Below are 14,675 nucleotides of genomic sequence, written 5' to 3' on the forward strand. Positions count from 1 at the left end.
TCAATCGGGTGAGCTTCGACGTAGTGATCAGCGGCGGCCGGGTGCTCGACGGAACGGGCGCCCCGCCGTACCGGGCGGACGTGGGCATCGCGGGTGACCGCGTCGAAGCGGTCGGCAGGCTGGACGGCGCCGCGGCCCGTACGGTGATCGACGCGACCGGGCGGCTGGTCGCGCCCGGCTTCGTCGACTGCCACGCGCACGGCGACGCGGCCGTCTTCGACCCGGCCGTGCAGCGGGCGGCGCTGCGGCAGGGGGTGACCACGTTCGTGCTCGGCCAGGACGGGCTGTCGTTCGCGCCGGGCTCGGCCGAGACGGTGGCGTACGCCTCGCGCTACTTCGCCGCCGTCAACGGCTCACTCAAGCGGGACGAGGGTCCGCTCACCGTGGGCGAGCTGCTCGGCGGCTACGACAGGGCCGTCGCGCTCAACACCGCCTACCTGCTGCCCCACGGCACGATCCGCTACGACGTCATGGGCGCCTCGCCCGCACCGGCCGGGCCCGACGACCTCGCGGCGATGCTGCGCCACGTGGAGCGCGGGCTGTCGGAGGGCGCCGTCGGACTGTCGAGCGGGCTCGAATACCTGCCAGGACGCCACGCCGGCGCCGACGAGCTGGCCGCCCTGTGCGCGCCGCTGGGCGGGCTGCCGTACGTCACCCACATGCGGGCCTACGGCGATCGGGCCGGGGTGGGGATGGCCGAGGTCATGGACATCGCCCGCCGGTCGGGCGCCGCCGTGCACGTCTCGCACCTGCACGGCCCGGCCGACGTGCTGCTGCCGCTGGTCGAGGAGGCGCTCGCACGAGGCGTGGACCTCACCTTCGACACCTATCCCTACCTGCGCGGCAACACGATCCTCGCGATGGTGGTGCTGCCGTCCGAGGTGCCCGGCGCCGAGCCCGACCGGGCCCTGGAGATGATCGCCTCGTCCGTGCTGGACGACCACTGGCCGACGCTCGACGCGGTCTGGCCCCGGCTGACCGTCTCGCACGCGCCCGGCCTGGAATGGGCCGAGGGCATGACCATGGTGGCGGCGGCCGAGCGCGCCGGGATGCGGCCCGCCGACTTCTGCCGCCGCCTGCTGACGGAGACGCGGCTGGAGGCGGGCGTCGTCTCCGCGCGTCCCGACGAGGGTCCGCAGGGCGAGGAGTCCGTACGGCGCATGCTGCGCCACCCCTCGCAGACCGGCGGCTCCGACGGCATCTACGTGGGCGGCCACCCCCACCCGCGCGGGTTCGGGGCGTTCGCCCGCTTCCTCGGCCGGCACGTCAGGGAGCTGGGCGACTGGACGTGGGAGCAGGCGGCCGTGCATCTTGCCGCCCACCCCGCGCGCCGCTTCGGGCTGGCCGACCGAGGGTTGCTGCGGCGCGGGTTCGCGGCCGACGTGGTGGTGTTCGACCCGGCCGCGGTCACCGACCGGGCGACGTACGAGGCCCCGCGCGAGCCCGCCGAGGGAGTCGGCGACGTGCTCGTCTCCGGCGTGCCGGTGCTGGCCGGGGGCGAGCTCACCGGGGCGACGCCCGGTCGCGCGCTCCGCCCGTGACACGCGCCTGGGATAGGGTCTGACGCGAACAAAGGGGGGTTCTGTGCCGGCGATCCTCGGTCAGTCGATCTTCGATGGCGGCATCGCGTTTCCCGTGATGGTGGCCCACCGGGACGCCCTGGAGCACAATGTGGCGACGATGGCGGCCTTCGCCCGTGACCACGGTCTGGAGTTCGCCCCCCACGCCAAGACCCACCTGTCGCCCGAGATCGCCGCCATGCAGCTGGCCGCCGGCGCCTGGGGCCTGACGGTGGCGACGCTCCGCCAGGCCGAGACGGTCAGGGGGTTCGGCGCCCGCCGCGTCCTGGTGGCCAACCAGGTCGTCGATCCTGCGGGGCTCGCCTGGGCCGCCGCCGAGCTGGAGCGCGACCCCGACTTCGAGTTCCTGTGCTTCGCCGACTCGGTGGCCGGCCTCGACATCCTCGCCCGCCACGCGGGCGCGCGCCCGTTCCGGGTGCTCGCCGAGCTGGGCCACGCGGGCGGCAGGGCCGGCTGCCGGACGCTGGAGGAGCTGCTCGAGGTCGTCGCGCACGCGCAGGCGACGCCGGGCGTCGAACTGGCCGGGGTCGCCGGGTACGAGGGCGGGCTGAAGGACGCCGCGCAGGTCCGCACGTACCTGTTCGCGCTGCAGGACGCCGTCGAGCACGTCCGCGTCCGCACGCCCGTCCTGTCGGTGGGCGGCAGCCAGTGGTTCGACGTGATCGGGCGCGAGCTGGCCGGCAGCCGCGCCAGGGTCCTGCTGCGCAGCGGCGCGTACGTCAGCCACGACGACGGCTTCTACCGCGAGCGCACGCCGTTCAACCGGATCGACGGCGAGCTGCGCCCGGCGCTGGAGGTGTGGGCGCACGTGCTGTCCACGCCGGAGCCGGGCCTCGCGATCGTCGGCATGGGCAAGCGCGACGCCCCGTACGACGAGGGGCTGCCGATCCCGCGCCGCGACGGCGTGACCGTGCTGAAGATGCAGGACCAGCACACCGTCGTCCGGGCCGAGGGCCTCAGGCCGGGCGACCTGCTGGCGTTCGGGATCTCCCACCCGTGCACGGCGTTCGACAAGTGGCGCGTGCTCCCGCTGGTGGACCAGGACTACCGTGTCGTTGGCACGATACACACCTACTTCTAGGGAGATTTCGTGAAAAAGGAGCTCAGGACGACGGAAGGCGCCGCCCCCATCGGCGCCTACTCCCAGGGTCTCGTGGTGGGCGACTTCGTCTACACCTCGGGCATGGGCCCCCTCGACCCGCACACCGGCGAGATCGTCGGCGACGACGTCGCCACCCAGACCCACCAGGTCATGCGCAACCTCGGCGCGATCCTCGCCGCCCACGGCCTGGGCTTCGACGACGTGATCAAGGCGACCGTCCACCTCCAGCACGTCAAGGAGGACTTCGCCGCCTACAACGAGGTCTACAAGTCGTACTTCAACCCGCCCTACCCCGTCCGCACCACCGTCGGGTCGGAGCTCATGAACATCCTCGTGGAGATCGACTTCGTCGCGTACAAGAGCGCGTAGGGTTCGCTCGTGGCCAGTGTGGACAGTTCGGTGTACGTCTTCGCCGAGGACCTGCTCGGTGAGGGCGTCGAGCGGGTGCTCGACAGGATCAGCGGCTACGGCGTGGCCGGCGTCACCGTCGGCGCCGTCCACCACGCCACCCATGACGTCACCCCGCACGGGCTGTCCCGGCTGACCCTGCGCCGCGACGGCGCCCACTTCACCCCGCCGCCCGACCTGTTCGAGGGGCTGCGGCTGGCTCCCGTCCCCGGAGACGCGAAGGTCTTCGACGGCCTGCGCGAGGCGTGCGCGGAACGCTCGCTCAAGCTGCACGGCTGGACGGTCTTCCTGCGCAACGCGACGCTCGGCGCCGCGCACCCCGACGTGACCGTGCACGACTGCTTCGGCGACCGCGGCTCGCCCGCCGCCCTGTGCCCCGCCCACCCCGACGTGCGCGACTACGCCGTCGCGCTCGCGCGGGCGGTGGCGCGGCTCGGGGTCGACAGCGTGGTCGCCGAGGCGCTGCACTTCCGCCCGCTGCGCGCGGAGCGCTCCTTCGTGCCGCTCGGCCCGATGGACGCCTACCTGTTCGGCCTCTGCTTCTGCGACCACTGCATGCGCCGGGCGACCGACCTCGGCGTCAAGGCCCAGGTGGCGCGCGAGGAGTGCGCGCGGATCCTCGGCGGGGTGTTCGGCGGCGACCCGCCCGCGCAGGGCGAGGTGACCAGGGCGGCGCTGACCGCCTACGCCGGGCCCGACCTCGTCGCCTACGCGCGGGCCCGCTCAGAGACGGTCACCACGCTGGTGTCCGAGGTGTCCGCGGCGGTCGCCGGGGAGGGCTCGAAGCTGGTGTTCCTCGACGCGACCGGCGCGGTCAAGGGGTACGCGGACGGGCTGCCCACGCCGGGCCTGGCCGCGTACGACGCCTGGCAGCTCGGCGTCGACCTGGTGGCGCTCGGCGACCTGGTGCCCGCGTTCGGGGTGCTCGCGTACGCGCGGGACGCGGCGCGCGTGGCCGACGACGTGGGCGCCTACCTGCGCTCGGTGGGCCAGGACCGCGAGGTCAGGGCCGTGCTGCGGCCCGGACACCCCGACAGCGACTCGACCGACCGGCTCGTGGCCAAGGCCAGGGGAGCCAGGGCCGCGGGGGCGGCGGCCCTCGACTTCTACGCCTACGGGCTGGTGCCGTACCCGGTGCTCGACCGGATCACCGCGGCGCTGTCGGAGACGCCGTGACCAGGGTGGCCACGCCGAGCCCGAGATAGACCAGACCGCTCACGTACCGCAGGGTCGTGGCGGCGCGGGCGAGGCGGTGGCCGAGGGTGCCGGCGGTGAGCGCGTACGCGATGTCGCAGACCAGGCCGACGAGCAGCACCGTGAGGCCGAGCAGCAGCACCTGCAGCGCGGGGGAGCCCGCGCGGGCGTCCACGAACTGCGGCAGGAACGCCAGGAAGAGCAGGACCGTCTTGGGGTTGAGCAGGTTGACCAGCACGCCTTCGAGGAACACCGCGCGCAGCGACTGCGGCGCGGGCGCGGCGGTGCCGTCCTGCTTGCCGGTGAGCGCCCGCACGCCCAGATAGATCAGGTACGCGGCGCCCGCCCACTTGATGACCGAGAACAGCGTCGCCGACCGCGCGAGCACGTACGACAGCCCGGCGGCGGCCGCCGCGACGTGCACGAGCGTGCCGGTCTCCACGCCGAGCGCGCTCGCCAGTCCGGCGGCCCGCCCCTGGGCGATCCCGCGGGCCGCGATGTAGAGGTGGTTCGGGCCCGGGATGAGCACCAGCGCGAGCGTGGCGGTCGCGAAGAGGGCGAAAGTCGTCAGAGGAATCACGGAAGAGCAGCGTATGGCGTTTTTGGTCCCGCGAATAAGGCCAATATGTCCCCCAAATTATGGACCAATCGGTTGTCGGTATGGCATGGCATAGTTCATGGCGTGAACGGTCTCCTTGTCGGTCGCTCGGTCGAGCTGGCCGGGCTTTCGCGCGTGCTCCAGTCCGCGGCCGGCGGCGTCGCCGGGGTGGCGCTCGTGGGCGGCGACGCGGGCATCGGCAAGTCGCGGCTGGCCGCCGAACTCGTCGCCGAGGCCCGCGAACGCGGCTTCAACGTACTGGTCGGCCAGTGCGCCGAACTCGGCGACGCGCTGCCGTACCTGCCGCTGGCCGATGCGCTGCGCAGCGCCGAGCAGGCCGTGCGGGACGCCGCCGCCGCCCACCCCATGCTGGGCCAGCTCCTGCCGGGGTCGGAGTCCGCGCCCGCCGCCGGGCTCACCCAGCAGCGGCTGTTCGGCTCGCTGCTCGGGTTGCTCGCCGACGTGCAGCCCGTGCTGTTCGTGATCGAGGACCTGCACTGGGCCGACCGCTCCACCCGTGACCTGCTGGTCTTCCTCAGCCGCATGGTGCAGAGCGAGCGGGTCTGCGTCGTCGGCACCTACCGCACCGACGACCTGCACCGCCGCCACCCCCTGCGACCCGTGCTGGCCGAGCTGAAGCGGCTGCCCGCCGTGATGAGCGTCGAGCTGGGCCCGCTCGCCCCCGAGGCGCTGGCCGACTACGTCGTCACCCTCGGCGACGTCGACCCGCAGAGCCTCGGCCTCATCGTGTCGCGGGCCGAGGGCAACCCGTTCTACGCCGAAGAGCTGTTCGCGGCCGTGGCCGAGGGCGAGATCCTGCCTGACGGCCTGGCCAGCCTGCTGATGTCGCGGGTGGAGGTGCTGTCGGAGGCCGGGCAGGCGGTGCTGCGGGCCGCCGCCGTGGCCGGCCGCCGGGTCGAGGACGAGCTGCTGCGCGAGGTGTCGGGGCTGCCGCTCGCCGAGTTCGAGGAGGCGGTCAGGGAGATCCTCTCGCGCGGGCTGCTGCGGGTCGACGGCCGCGGCTACGCCTTCCGTCACGCCCTCCTGCAGGAGGCCGTCTACACCGATCTGCTGCCCGGCGAGCGCACCCGCCTGCACGCGGCTTTCGCCCGCCTGCTCACCTCGCCGGCCGAGCTGGCCCACCACCATCTCGCCGGCCACGACCTGGCCGGGGCGCTGGCCGCCTCGGTCGAGGCGGGGCGCGCCGCCGAGCGCATCGGCGCGCCCGCCGAGGCCCACCGCCACTACGACCGGGCGCTCGGCCTGTGGGAGCGGGTGGCCGACCCCGGGAGCCTGACCGGCGAGAGCTACGAGAAGCTGGCCTTCCGCAGCGCCGTCATGGCCGCCGACAGCGGCGACAACCACCGCGCCGTCGCCCAGCTGCGCGCACTGCCCCAGACGTCCGAGGTGAGCGAGCGGCTCGCGTACTACCTCGCCGAGGTGGACGACTCGGCCGAGGAGCTGGCCGCGGCCGAGCGCGCCGTCGACAGCGCGACCACCACGTGCGAGCTGGCCCGCGCCCTCGCGACCTACGCCCGCTGCCTGCTGTGGAGCTCCCGGCACCACGAGGTCGAGGCGTACTGCACGCGGGCGCTGGAGACCGCCCGCGCGGCCGGGGCGCGCGACGCCGAGGCCAGCGCCATGCTCACGCTCGCCATCTTCCTTGAGGTGCGCGGCGACATGGCCAGGGCCCACGAGCTGGTCCACGCCGCCGCCGAGGAGAGCAGCGGCGACCTCGCCATCGATCTGCGGGCGCGCTACCAGCACGCCCGCATCCACTACGAGCAGGGCTATCTGTCCGCGGCCGCCGAGACGGCCGACGACGGCATCAAGCTGGCCGCCGGGAACGGGCTCAAATGGAGCACGTACGGCACCGACCTGCGCTTCCTTCGCTTCCTCATCCACTACGCGGCCGGCGAGTGGGACCAGGCCGAGACCGTGGCGGCCGGCTTCGGCGCGCGGGTGGGCACGCCGCACGAGGCGCTGCTTTCGTCGGTCGCGCTGTTCGTCGAGGTGGGGCGCGACCTGCCCGCCGTCGGGAACCGGCTCGACCTGTTGCGGCCCTTCTGGGACGACGAACTGACGGAGTACATGTCGCGGGGCATGGCCGCGGAGCACGCGCTGTGGCACGGCGACCCGGCCACGGCGCTCGAGCACGTGCGCGCGGCCATGGCCCGGCCGGCCGAGGGCGAGGCCGTCCTGGTCCGGCTGGCCGCCGTCGCGCTGTGGGCGCTGGCGGAGCTGGGCACCACAGAGGGCGCCGACGAACTGCTGCAGCACGCCCGCTTCGCCGTCACCGTGGGCCCCACCGGCGACGGGGGACACGTCGGCCCTGAAGGGAGGGCCTGGGCGCTGCGGGCGGAGGCCGAGTGGCACCGCGTGCACGGACGGCTCGACGTGGAGCTGTGGCGGCGGGTGGTCGAGGCGTTCGACTTCGGATTCGTCTACGAGACCGCGAGGGCCCGGTGGCGGCTGGCCGAGGCGCTGTTCGCCGCCGGTGACCGGGCGGCGGCTCTCGCCGAGTGGGAACTCGCCCGCGAGGCGGCGGCCCGGCTGCGGGCCGCCCCGCTGGAGAAGGCGCTGCTGCAGTTCGGGCGGCGGGCCCGCTTCGGCGTCCCCACGGACGACGGTGCTCTCCCGAGCGGGCTGACCGCCAGGGAGAACGAGGTGCTGAAGCTGGTCGCCGAGGGGCTGACCAACCGGGAGATCGCCGAACGGCTGTTCATCGCGCAGAAGACGGTGAGCGTGCACGTCTCCAACATCCTGGGCAAGCTGCGGGTCTCCACCCGTACGCAGGCGGCGGCGACCGCCCGCCGGCACGGCCTGCTGGGCTGACCTCCGGGAAGCCTGTGCAGGCGGCGGCGGCCGCCCCGCACGTGACCTCCGGGAAGCGTGGGGTGCCACGGGGCGACGCTTGGGAGGGTCTTTGCGGCCCGGCTCGTAGCGTCCGACGAGGTTTCCTCGTGTCGCGAAAGGAGCGTCTCGTTGTCCGCTCTCGCCCGGGCGCTGCCCGCCTTCCTCGCCCTGCCGCTGCTCGCCGCGCCGTCTCCCGCGCGGGCCGACACGGAGGTCTCCTGCCGCGCGTCGGGGAACGCGCACTTCCTGCCGGGGGTGCAGTCGGCGCCGCAGGCCCAGCACGTCACCTACACCGGCGTCCTGCAGGAGTGCGTCGACCACAGCGCGCTCGGCATCACCGGGGTCCGCTTCAGCGCCGTCTTCACCGACCTGCGCCTCGGCTGCGCCGACCGTGACTTCCCCGGCGCCGGCACCGGCACCGTGACCCTCCAGTGGCGGCTGGGCCGGGCCAAGCCGACGAGCACGGCGGAGGTCACGATGGGGCAGGCCGTACTCAACCGGGTCACCCTGTCGGGCGTGGTCCGCGACGGCGCGTTCCCGGGACGGCAGTTCACCGGCGAGTTCGACACGAACCTGCTCGGCGCGCCCGGACGGTGCGAGTCGGGCGCGCTCTTCGGCCCCGTCCACAGCGCTCCGTTCCAGGGCGACTTCACGCTCGGGTGAGGGCGCGGCCGGTCACATGTCCCGGAAGACGTAGTAGGCGGCGTGGTCGGACTGCAGCATCCTGTGGAACCCCTGGGCCGACGCGCGGGCAGAGGAGTCGGCGGTGACGATCGTGATGACGACGTACTTCCCCGTCGGCCCCGACAGCATCTTGGCGTAGACGGGATTCGTGAGCGTCTTGTCCTCGCGCCACTTGATGCCCTGCCCCTTGGCCTTGTCCAGCCGCTTGGCCGCCGCCTGCGCCGACCGCTCGTTCGGGAAGGACGCGGTGATGAGGATCGCCTTCAGGTGCCCGCTGTACGCGGTGTAGGCGATCTCGGTGGACCGGTCGCAGTCGAGGAGGCCCGTGGGGTCGATCGGATCGCACGAGTCGTACGTCCAGCCGCCCACCTTCTTGGCGTTGTATTTGGTCGAGTCCAGCCGGAAGTTCCAGTCGTCGAACTCGTCGTCGTTGATCGGCGATCCCGGCTCGGGCCGGTCGTCGGTGGCCGACTCGGAGGGCGTGGGGGACGGCTCCGGCGGCTCGGACGTCGGTGGCGGGGTCGGTGGGTCGGTGTCCGGCAGGGTGGTGACGGTCGGCAGGGCGATCGTGGGCACGACGTCGGGCTTGTTGCGGAGATAGGTGTACGCACCGACGCCGACGCCCGCGAGCAGCAGTACCGCGACCCCCGCGATCACCAGGCCGAGGACCAGGCCGTTGTTGTTCTTGGGCGGCGGGCCGGGATACCCGCCGGGCGGGCCCCCGTACGGCGGCCCGCCGGGAGGCTGGAACCCGCCGTGGGGTCCGCCCGCCTGCGGGTGCGGCCCCGGGCCCGGCTGCTGGTAGGGGCCAGGCTGGTAAGGGCCGGGTTGCTGGTGCGGGCCCGGCTGGTACGGGCCGGGCTGTTGGTGCGCGCCTGGCTGCTGGTACGCGTCCTGGCCGTCCGGCCGGCCGTAGGGGCCCTGTTGCTGGGGTCCCGGTCCGTACTGGGCCTGCTGGTACGGGCCCGGTCCGTACGGTGCGCCGGGTGGCGGGCCGTAGGCGGGGCCCTCGGGGCCGGGCTGGGGCGGGCCGTACCCGGGTGCCGCCCCCTGGCCACCTGAATCACCCGGCTGTTGGGGGTGAGGGTAGGGCTGTGGGGGCTGCGGAGGGTGTGCCATAACCCCATTCTGGTGCATTCTCTTCTGCCCCAACCACCCCATTGGTTGCGTTTGTGCTCCTCAGCGTACGGACCCGAGCTCCGAACCGGCGGTGTGGTGCCGGCCGATCGGGATGATGAGCGGGGCGCCGCTGACCGGGTCGGCGGTCACCCGGCAGCGCAGGCCGAACACGTCCTCGACCGTCTCGGCGGTGATGACGTCGGCGGGCGCCCCCTGCGCCGCGATCCGGCCCGCCTTCATGGCGATCACGTGGTCGGCGTAGCGGCACGCCTGGTTGAGGTCGTGCAGCACCATCACGATCGTCCGGCCCTCGTTGCGGTTGAGGTCGGTGATCAGGTCGAGGACGTCCATCTGGTGGGCCAGATCCAGGTACGTCGTGGGCTCGTCCAGCAGCAACAGGGGAGTGCCCTGGGCGACCGCCATGGCGATCCAGGCGCGCTGCCGCTGCCCGCCCGACAGCTCGTCGACCGCCCGTCCGGCCAGCTCGGTCATCCCGGTGGCGGCCAGCGCGTCGCGTACCGCCTGCTCGTCGGACGCCGACCACTGACGCCACCAGGTCTGGTGCGGCGCCCGGCCCCGGCCGACGAGATCCAGCACGGTGATGCCCTCCGGCGCGGGCGGCGACTGGGGCAGGATGCCGAGCCGCCGGGCCAGCTCCCGGGTCGGGATGGACTGCAGGGCCCGGCCGTCCAGCCGCACGGCGCCCTCGCGGGGGGCGAGCAGCCGCGCCATGGCCCGCAGCAGCGTGGACTTGCCGCACGCGTTGGCGCCGACGATGACGGTGATCCGGCCGCGCGGGATGGCCAGGTCGAGCCCGTCGACGACCACCCGGTCGTCGTACGCCAGGCGCAGGCCGTCGGCCCGCAGGTCGGGGTCGGTGGTCGTCATGGTCAGCCTTCCGAGTCGGCGCGGTAGGCGCGGGCGAGCAGCCAGATGAGGACGGGCGCGCCGAGGACCCCGGTGACCACGCCGACCGGCAGCTCGACGCCGGCGATCAGGGTCCGGGCCACGACGTCGGCGAAGAGCACGACCACGGCGCCGGTCAGGCCCGAGGCGACCAGCGGCGGCCAGGCCGCGCCGGCCAGCCGCTGGGCGATCTGCGGCGCGGCGAGCGCCACGAAGGCGATCGGACCGGCCGCGGCCGTGCCGAACGCGACCAGCCCGACCGCGGCGGCGAGCAGCGCGAGCCGGACCGACTGGACGCGGGTGCCGACGCCGGTGGCGACCTCGTCGCCGAGCTGGAGGGTGCGCATCAGCCGGCCGAGCAGCAGCGCGACCGGGAGCAGCACGGTCATGGCGGCGGCCAGCGGCACCGCCGCCGACCAGTCGCGGCCGTTCAGGTCGCCGACCAGCCAGCCGAGGGCTTCCTGGGCCTGGAAGCGGCCGCCCCTGGCGACGAGGTAGTCGGTGGCGCTGGTGCAGATCCACGACACCCCGATGCCGACGAGGATGATGCGGTAGCCGGTCGTGCCCCGGCGCCACGCCAGCACGTACACGACCAGCGCGGTCAGCGCGGCGCCTGCCAGGCCGACGCCCTGGATGCCGAGCGGCCCGCCGCCCCAGCCGAGCACGATCGAGGCGGTCACGGCGGTGCCCGCGCCCTGGGTCAGCCCGATCATGTCGGGGCTCGCCAGCGGGTTCCTCGTCATCGTCTGCAGCAGCGCGCCGGAGACGCCGAACGCGACGCCCACCAGCAGGGCGACCACGGCTCTCGGCAGCCGCAGCTCACGCACGACCACGAGCGTGCCGGGGTCGCCCGCGCCGGCCAGCGCGCGCATCACGTCGGTCAGCCCGATCGGGTAGTCGCCGACGGTCACGTCCCAGCTGAGCACCAGGAAGGCGAGGACGGCGAGCACCGCCGACACCGCGACGGTCCTGGGCCGCAGGACGCCGGAGACGGGCGGGACCGCGAGCCGGAAGTGGGGGATCCTGGGTTCGGTGTGCAGGGACATGCTCACAGCTCCGCGAGTCGGCGCCGCCGGACCAGCGCGAGGAAGACCGGGCCGCCGACGAACGCGACCAGCACCCCGGCCTGGATCTCCAGCGGCTCGGCGACGAGGCGTCCCACGATGTCGGCGGCGAGCAGCAGGCAGGGCGCCAGCGCCGCCGACAGCGGCATGAGCCAGCGGTGGTCGGGGCCGATCCCGGCGCTCTGGGTGAGGATCCTGGCCAGGTGCGGCACCACCAGCCCGACGAACACCACCGGGCCGATGACCGCGACCGCGCCGCCGGTCAGCAGCATGACGGCGACGACGCTCTGTAACCGCACCAGGCCGAGCCGGCGGCCCAGCGACGCGGCGACGTCCTCGCCCAGCGCGAGGCTGTTCAGCGCGGGCGCGGCGGCCATCGCGAGGACGGCCCCGGCGGCGACGAACGGCAGGATCCGCGCCGCCAGGTCGCCGTCGGCCGAGGCGAGCGACCCGGCCGACCAGAACCGGAACCGGTCCAGCGCGTCCGGGTCGGTCAGGACGAACGCGCTCGTGATCGACGACAGCAGCGAGGTGACGGCGACGCCCGCTAGCGCCAGCTTGACCGGCGTGAGCCCGGCGCGGCCCAGCCGGCCGAGCAGGTAGACGAGCACGCTCGCGACCAGCGCACCGGCGAAGGCGAACCAGATGTAGCCGTACAGCGTGCGCAGGCCCAGCACCGCGATCGACAGCACGATCGCGAACGACGCGCCGGAGCTCACGCCGAGCAGTCCAGGGTCGGCTAGCGGGTTGCGGGTCAGCGCCTGCATGAGGTTCCCCGACAGGCCGAGCGCGGCCCCGGCGATCAGGCCGATCGCGGTACGGGGCACGCGCACCGACCACACGACGTTCTCCACCTGACGGCTCTGCGGGCTGCCGAGCAGCCCGCCCATCGCCTGGCCGAAGGAGAGCCCGGAGGCGCCGAAGGCGAGCGAGGCCAGGCAGAGCAGCGCGAGCAGGGCGCAGACGCCCACGACCAGCAGGACGGGACGGACGCCGACGCGTGAGGTCACCGGAACTCTCCTACGCGGATGCCGGTCAGGAGGCCGGGGGCGCGACCTTGGTCGCGGGATCGCCGTCCACGGCCGCGGCGAGCTGCGGCACCAGCCGGTCCAGCACGTACGGCAGGCTCAGCACGCTGACGAACGAGAACGCCGAGCCGTAGGCGCTGCCCTCGCCGACGAAGACCTCCCGGCCCTCCTTCACCACGGGCAGGTCACCGTAGACAGGGTCCTTGTGCAGCGTCGCGCTGTCCTTGTCGACGTCGGGCACCGTCCAGACGGCCACGTCCTGGTCGAGCAGGTCGGTGCGCTCCTTGCTGACGCTCGCGCCGAACTGGTCGCCGAGCGCCTTGTCGAGGTCGGCGGGCAGCTTGAAGCCGAGCGAGGTGAGGGTGCGCGTGCGCAGGTCCTCGCTGCCGTACACGAAGAATCCCTCGTACAGGGTGAGCACCAGGCCCGTCGCATCGGCGAACTCGGGGTGCTCGGCGCGTTCGTCGGCGAACCTGGCCTCGACCCCGGCCACGAGACTCCTGGCCTCGTCCGCCCTGCCGAGCGCGCGGCCGACGGTCTCGGTGAGCACCTGCCACGGGATGCCGTAGTCCTTGTACCGCGCCGGGGGCGCGACGACGGGGGCGAACTTCGACAGCGTCTCGTACTGCTCCTTGGACAGGCCGGAGTACAGGGCGAGGATCAGGTCGGGTCTGAGCGCGGCGATCTTCTCCACCTGCGGGCCGCTGCCGGTGTCGGTGAGCACCGTGGGCACCGGGCGCCCGGCCAGCTCGTCCTCCGCCCACGGGCCGATGGCGCCCTTGAAGCCGCCGAACCACTCCGTCGTGCCGACCGGGACCTCGCCGAGGGCGAGCACGGCGTCCTGGTCGGTCAGGCCGACCGTGACGATGCGCTGTGGCTTGGCGGGGATGGTGGTGCTGCCGTACTTGTGCTCGATGCTCACCGGGTACGGGCCGCCGGCGGCCGTGGCGGTGGACGGTTCGGGCTGGGGCGCCGTCGTGGTGGCCGGCGCGGCGCCGCAGGCGGCCACGGTGGCGACCAGGAACACCGCCAGAGCGTTCAACGCGGCGAGCCGGGCGTCCTTCCAGGAGGGCTTCATGTGGCGAGGGGGTCCTTCCAGTCACAAGGGCACGGCGGGGTCGTCGCGATCTAGTTAGGTGAGGCTAGCCTAACCATGGTCCCTCATGTCAAACCAGATCCGGGGTCGCTTCGGACGATGGGATGTCCGGGCGGCGGCGTATGATCCCCGGGCGGCACGCGGCCCACCCGAGAGGAGACAGGTGACGGTTTCGGAGCAGCTCGTACGCGTCGGCCCGGCGGTGGAACTGTTCGTCGCGCGGACCACGGAAGCGCCCGGATCGTGCCCTTTGCTGGTGATCCACGGCGGGCCGGACTGGGACCACTCCTACCTGCGCGAGCCCATCGTCGAACGCGCCAGCCGCCACGACCTGATATTTCCTGACCTGCGGGGTTGTGGGCGATCCACCCGCGGCTTGCCCGACGACCACTACACCCCCGACGCGGCGACGGCCGACCTCGTCGCGCTGCTCGACGCGCTCGGCGTCCGGCAGGCCGACGTGCTCGGCTTCTCCTACGGCGGCTACTTCGCGCAACGCCTCACCCTCGCCGCCCCTGAACGGGTGCGGCGGCTCGTGGTCGCCTCCAGCGCCGTGCTCCCCGTACCCCCTGACGCGTTCGACGGCTGGGCGGAGCGCGACCGGCGGCGCGCCGCCGAGGCCGAGGTCTGGGCCGACCCGTCGCTCTCCGGGCCAGACCTCACCCGCGCGGCCGCGCTCGCCGGGGCCGAGGCGAACGTCTGGCGTCCCGAGGTCCTCGACGCCTCCCGCGAGCGCGTCTCCCGCGTCCGTTTCTCGGCCGAGTGGGCGCGTCCCTATCTGGCGGGCACCCTGCCGACCGCCCGGGTCGACCGCGCACCCGAGCGGCTCGCCGCGCTCGGCCTGCCTATCCTGTTGCTGCACGGCCGGCAGGACATGACCTTCCCCGCCGAGCTCGCCGAACAGGCCGCGAAGCTGATCCCGTCGGCGCGGGCCGTCGTGCTCGACGAGGCGGGACACATGGCCCACGTCGACCAGCCCGCCCGCTGGACGGCCGCCCTCGCCGACTTCCTCGACCGACCCTGACCCGCGCGAAGGAGCA

Annotated in this window: 13 protein-coding genes; 7 read left to right on the forward strand and 6 right to left on the reverse strand. The window is 73.7% G+C overall.

What is annotated here, in order from left to right:
* The first annotated feature begins 8 nt into the window (after nucleotides 1–8).
* The 4 genes from BLR04_RS10810 to BLR04_RS10825 are packed head-to-tail and all read left to right on the forward strand — an operon-like array spanning nucleotide 9 to nucleotide 4,266.
* Nucleotides 9–1,541, forward strand: a complete 1,533-nt coding sequence (locus tag BLR04_RS10810) for an N-acyl-D-amino-acid deacylase family protein (RefSeq protein WP_090762358.1) — start codon at nucleotides 9–11, stop codon at nucleotides 1,539–1,541.
* Between the two features lie 43 nt (nucleotides 1,542–1,584).
* Nucleotides 1,585–2,661 (forward strand): alanine racemase, encoded by a 1,077-nt coding sequence (locus BLR04_RS10815; RefSeq protein WP_245740170.1) that lies wholly within the window; start codon nucleotides 1,585–1,587, stop codon nucleotides 2,659–2,661.
* 9 nt (nucleotides 2,662–2,670) lie between these two features.
* Entirely contained in the window at nucleotides 2,671–3,051 is a 381-nt protein-coding gene (locus BLR04_RS10820; RefSeq protein WP_090762360.1) for a RidA family protein, read from the forward strand.
* A 9-nt stretch (nucleotides 3,052–3,060) separates the two neighbouring features.
* Nucleotides 3,061–4,266: a hypothetical protein gene (locus BLR04_RS10825; RefSeq protein WP_245740171.1), complete on the forward strand. Its 1,206-nt coding sequence runs from the start codon at nucleotides 3,061–3,063 to the stop codon at nucleotides 4,264–4,266.
* Here the strand turns inward: BLR04_RS10825 and BLR04_RS10830 are convergent.
* Complete coding sequence (locus tag BLR04_RS10830; protein ID WP_090762364.1) at nucleotides 4,238–4,864, reverse strand: LysE family translocator; 627 nt, start codon at nucleotides 4,862–4,864, stop codon at nucleotides 4,238–4,240. The genes BLR04_RS10825 and BLR04_RS10830 overlap by 29 nt on opposite strands.
* Before the next feature lie 102 nt (nucleotides 4,865–4,966).
* Here BLR04_RS10830 and BLR04_RS10835 point away from each other — a divergent pair, with 102 nt between their 5' ends.
* Both BLR04_RS10835 and BLR04_RS10840 read left to right on the forward strand, forming a co-directional pair.
* Nucleotides 4,967–7,717 (forward strand): ATP-binding protein, encoded by a 2,751-nt coding sequence (locus tag BLR04_RS10835; RefSeq protein WP_245740172.1) that lies wholly within the window; start codon nucleotides 4,967–4,969, stop codon nucleotides 7,715–7,717.
* 150 nt (nucleotides 7,718–7,867) lie between these two features.
* Nucleotides 7,868–8,401, forward strand: coding sequence for a hypothetical protein (locus BLR04_RS10840; protein ID WP_090762369.1), 534 nt, complete (start codon nucleotides 7,868–7,870; stop codon nucleotides 8,399–8,401).
* Nucleotides 8,402–8,413: 12 nt separating this feature from the next.
* On the opposite strand, the gene BLR04_RS40530 is transcribed toward BLR04_RS10840, so the two are convergent.
* The 5 genes from BLR04_RS40530 to BLR04_RS10870 are packed head-to-tail and all read right to left on the reverse strand — an operon-like array spanning nucleotide 8,414 to nucleotide 13,617.
* Nucleotides 8,414–9,541, reverse strand: a complete 1,128-nt coding sequence (locus tag BLR04_RS40530) for a hypothetical protein (protein WP_176903026.1) — start codon at nucleotides 9,539–9,541, stop codon at nucleotides 8,414–8,416.
* Between the two features lie 60 nt (nucleotides 9,542–9,601).
* A complete protein-coding gene (locus BLR04_RS10855) occupies nucleotides 9,602–10,429 on the reverse strand; it encodes an ABC transporter ATP-binding protein (RefSeq protein ID WP_090762374.1) in 828 nt (275 codons plus the stop codon).
* Between the two features lie 2 nt (nucleotides 10,430–10,431).
* Nucleotides 10,432–11,493 (reverse strand): FecCD family ABC transporter permease, encoded by a 1,062-nt coding sequence (locus BLR04_RS10860; RefSeq protein WP_090762376.1) that lies wholly within the window; start codon nucleotides 11,491–11,493, stop codon nucleotides 10,432–10,434.
* 2 nt (nucleotides 11,494–11,495) lie between these two features.
* The gene (locus tag BLR04_RS10865) at nucleotides 11,496–12,521 is read right to left on the reverse strand and encodes a FecCD family ABC transporter permease (RefSeq protein WP_090762378.1); all 1,026 of its coding nucleotides are present in this window, start codon (nucleotides 12,519–12,521) and stop codon (nucleotides 11,496–11,498) included.
* A gap of 25 nt (nucleotides 12,522–12,546) precedes the next feature.
* On the reverse strand, nucleotides 12,547–13,617 hold the full coding sequence (locus tag BLR04_RS10870) for an iron-siderophore ABC transporter substrate-binding protein (protein ID WP_090762380.1): 1,071 nt from the start codon (nucleotides 13,615–13,617) through the stop codon (nucleotides 12,547–12,549).
* A 181-nt stretch (nucleotides 13,618–13,798) separates the two neighbouring features.
* Here BLR04_RS10870 and BLR04_RS10875 point away from each other — a divergent pair, with 181 nt between their 5' ends.
* The gene (locus BLR04_RS10875; protein WP_245740173.1) at nucleotides 13,799–14,659 is read left to right on the forward strand and encodes an alpha/beta fold hydrolase; all 861 of its coding nucleotides are present in this window, start codon (nucleotides 13,799–13,801) and stop codon (nucleotides 14,657–14,659) included.
* Nucleotides 14,660–14,675 lie beyond the last annotated feature (16 nt).

This window comes from Nonomuraea maritima (assembly GCF_900100395.1).
Classification (GTDB): domain Bacteria; phylum Actinomycetota; class Actinomycetes; order Streptosporangiales; family Streptosporangiaceae; genus Nonomuraea; species Nonomuraea maritima.

What these genes read in the sequence shown, in the direction of transcription:
- BLR04_RS10870 (WP_090762380.1), bottom strand. Translation starts at nt 13,617, where the DNA reads ATGAAGCCCTCCTGGAAGGACGCCCGGCTCGCCGCGTTGAACGCTCTG.
- BLR04_RS10855 (WP_090762374.1), bottom strand. Translation starts at nt 10,429, where the DNA reads ATGACGACCACCGACCCCGACCTGCGGGCCGACGGCCTGCGCCTGGCG.
- BLR04_RS40530 (WP_176903026.1), bottom strand. Translation starts at nt 9,541, where the DNA reads ATGGCACACCCTCCGCAGCCCCCACAGCCCTACCCTCACCCCCAACAG.
- BLR04_RS10860 (WP_090762376.1), bottom strand. Translation starts at nt 11,493, where the DNA reads ATGTCCCTGCACACCGAACCCAGGATCCCCCACTTCCGGCTCGCGGTC.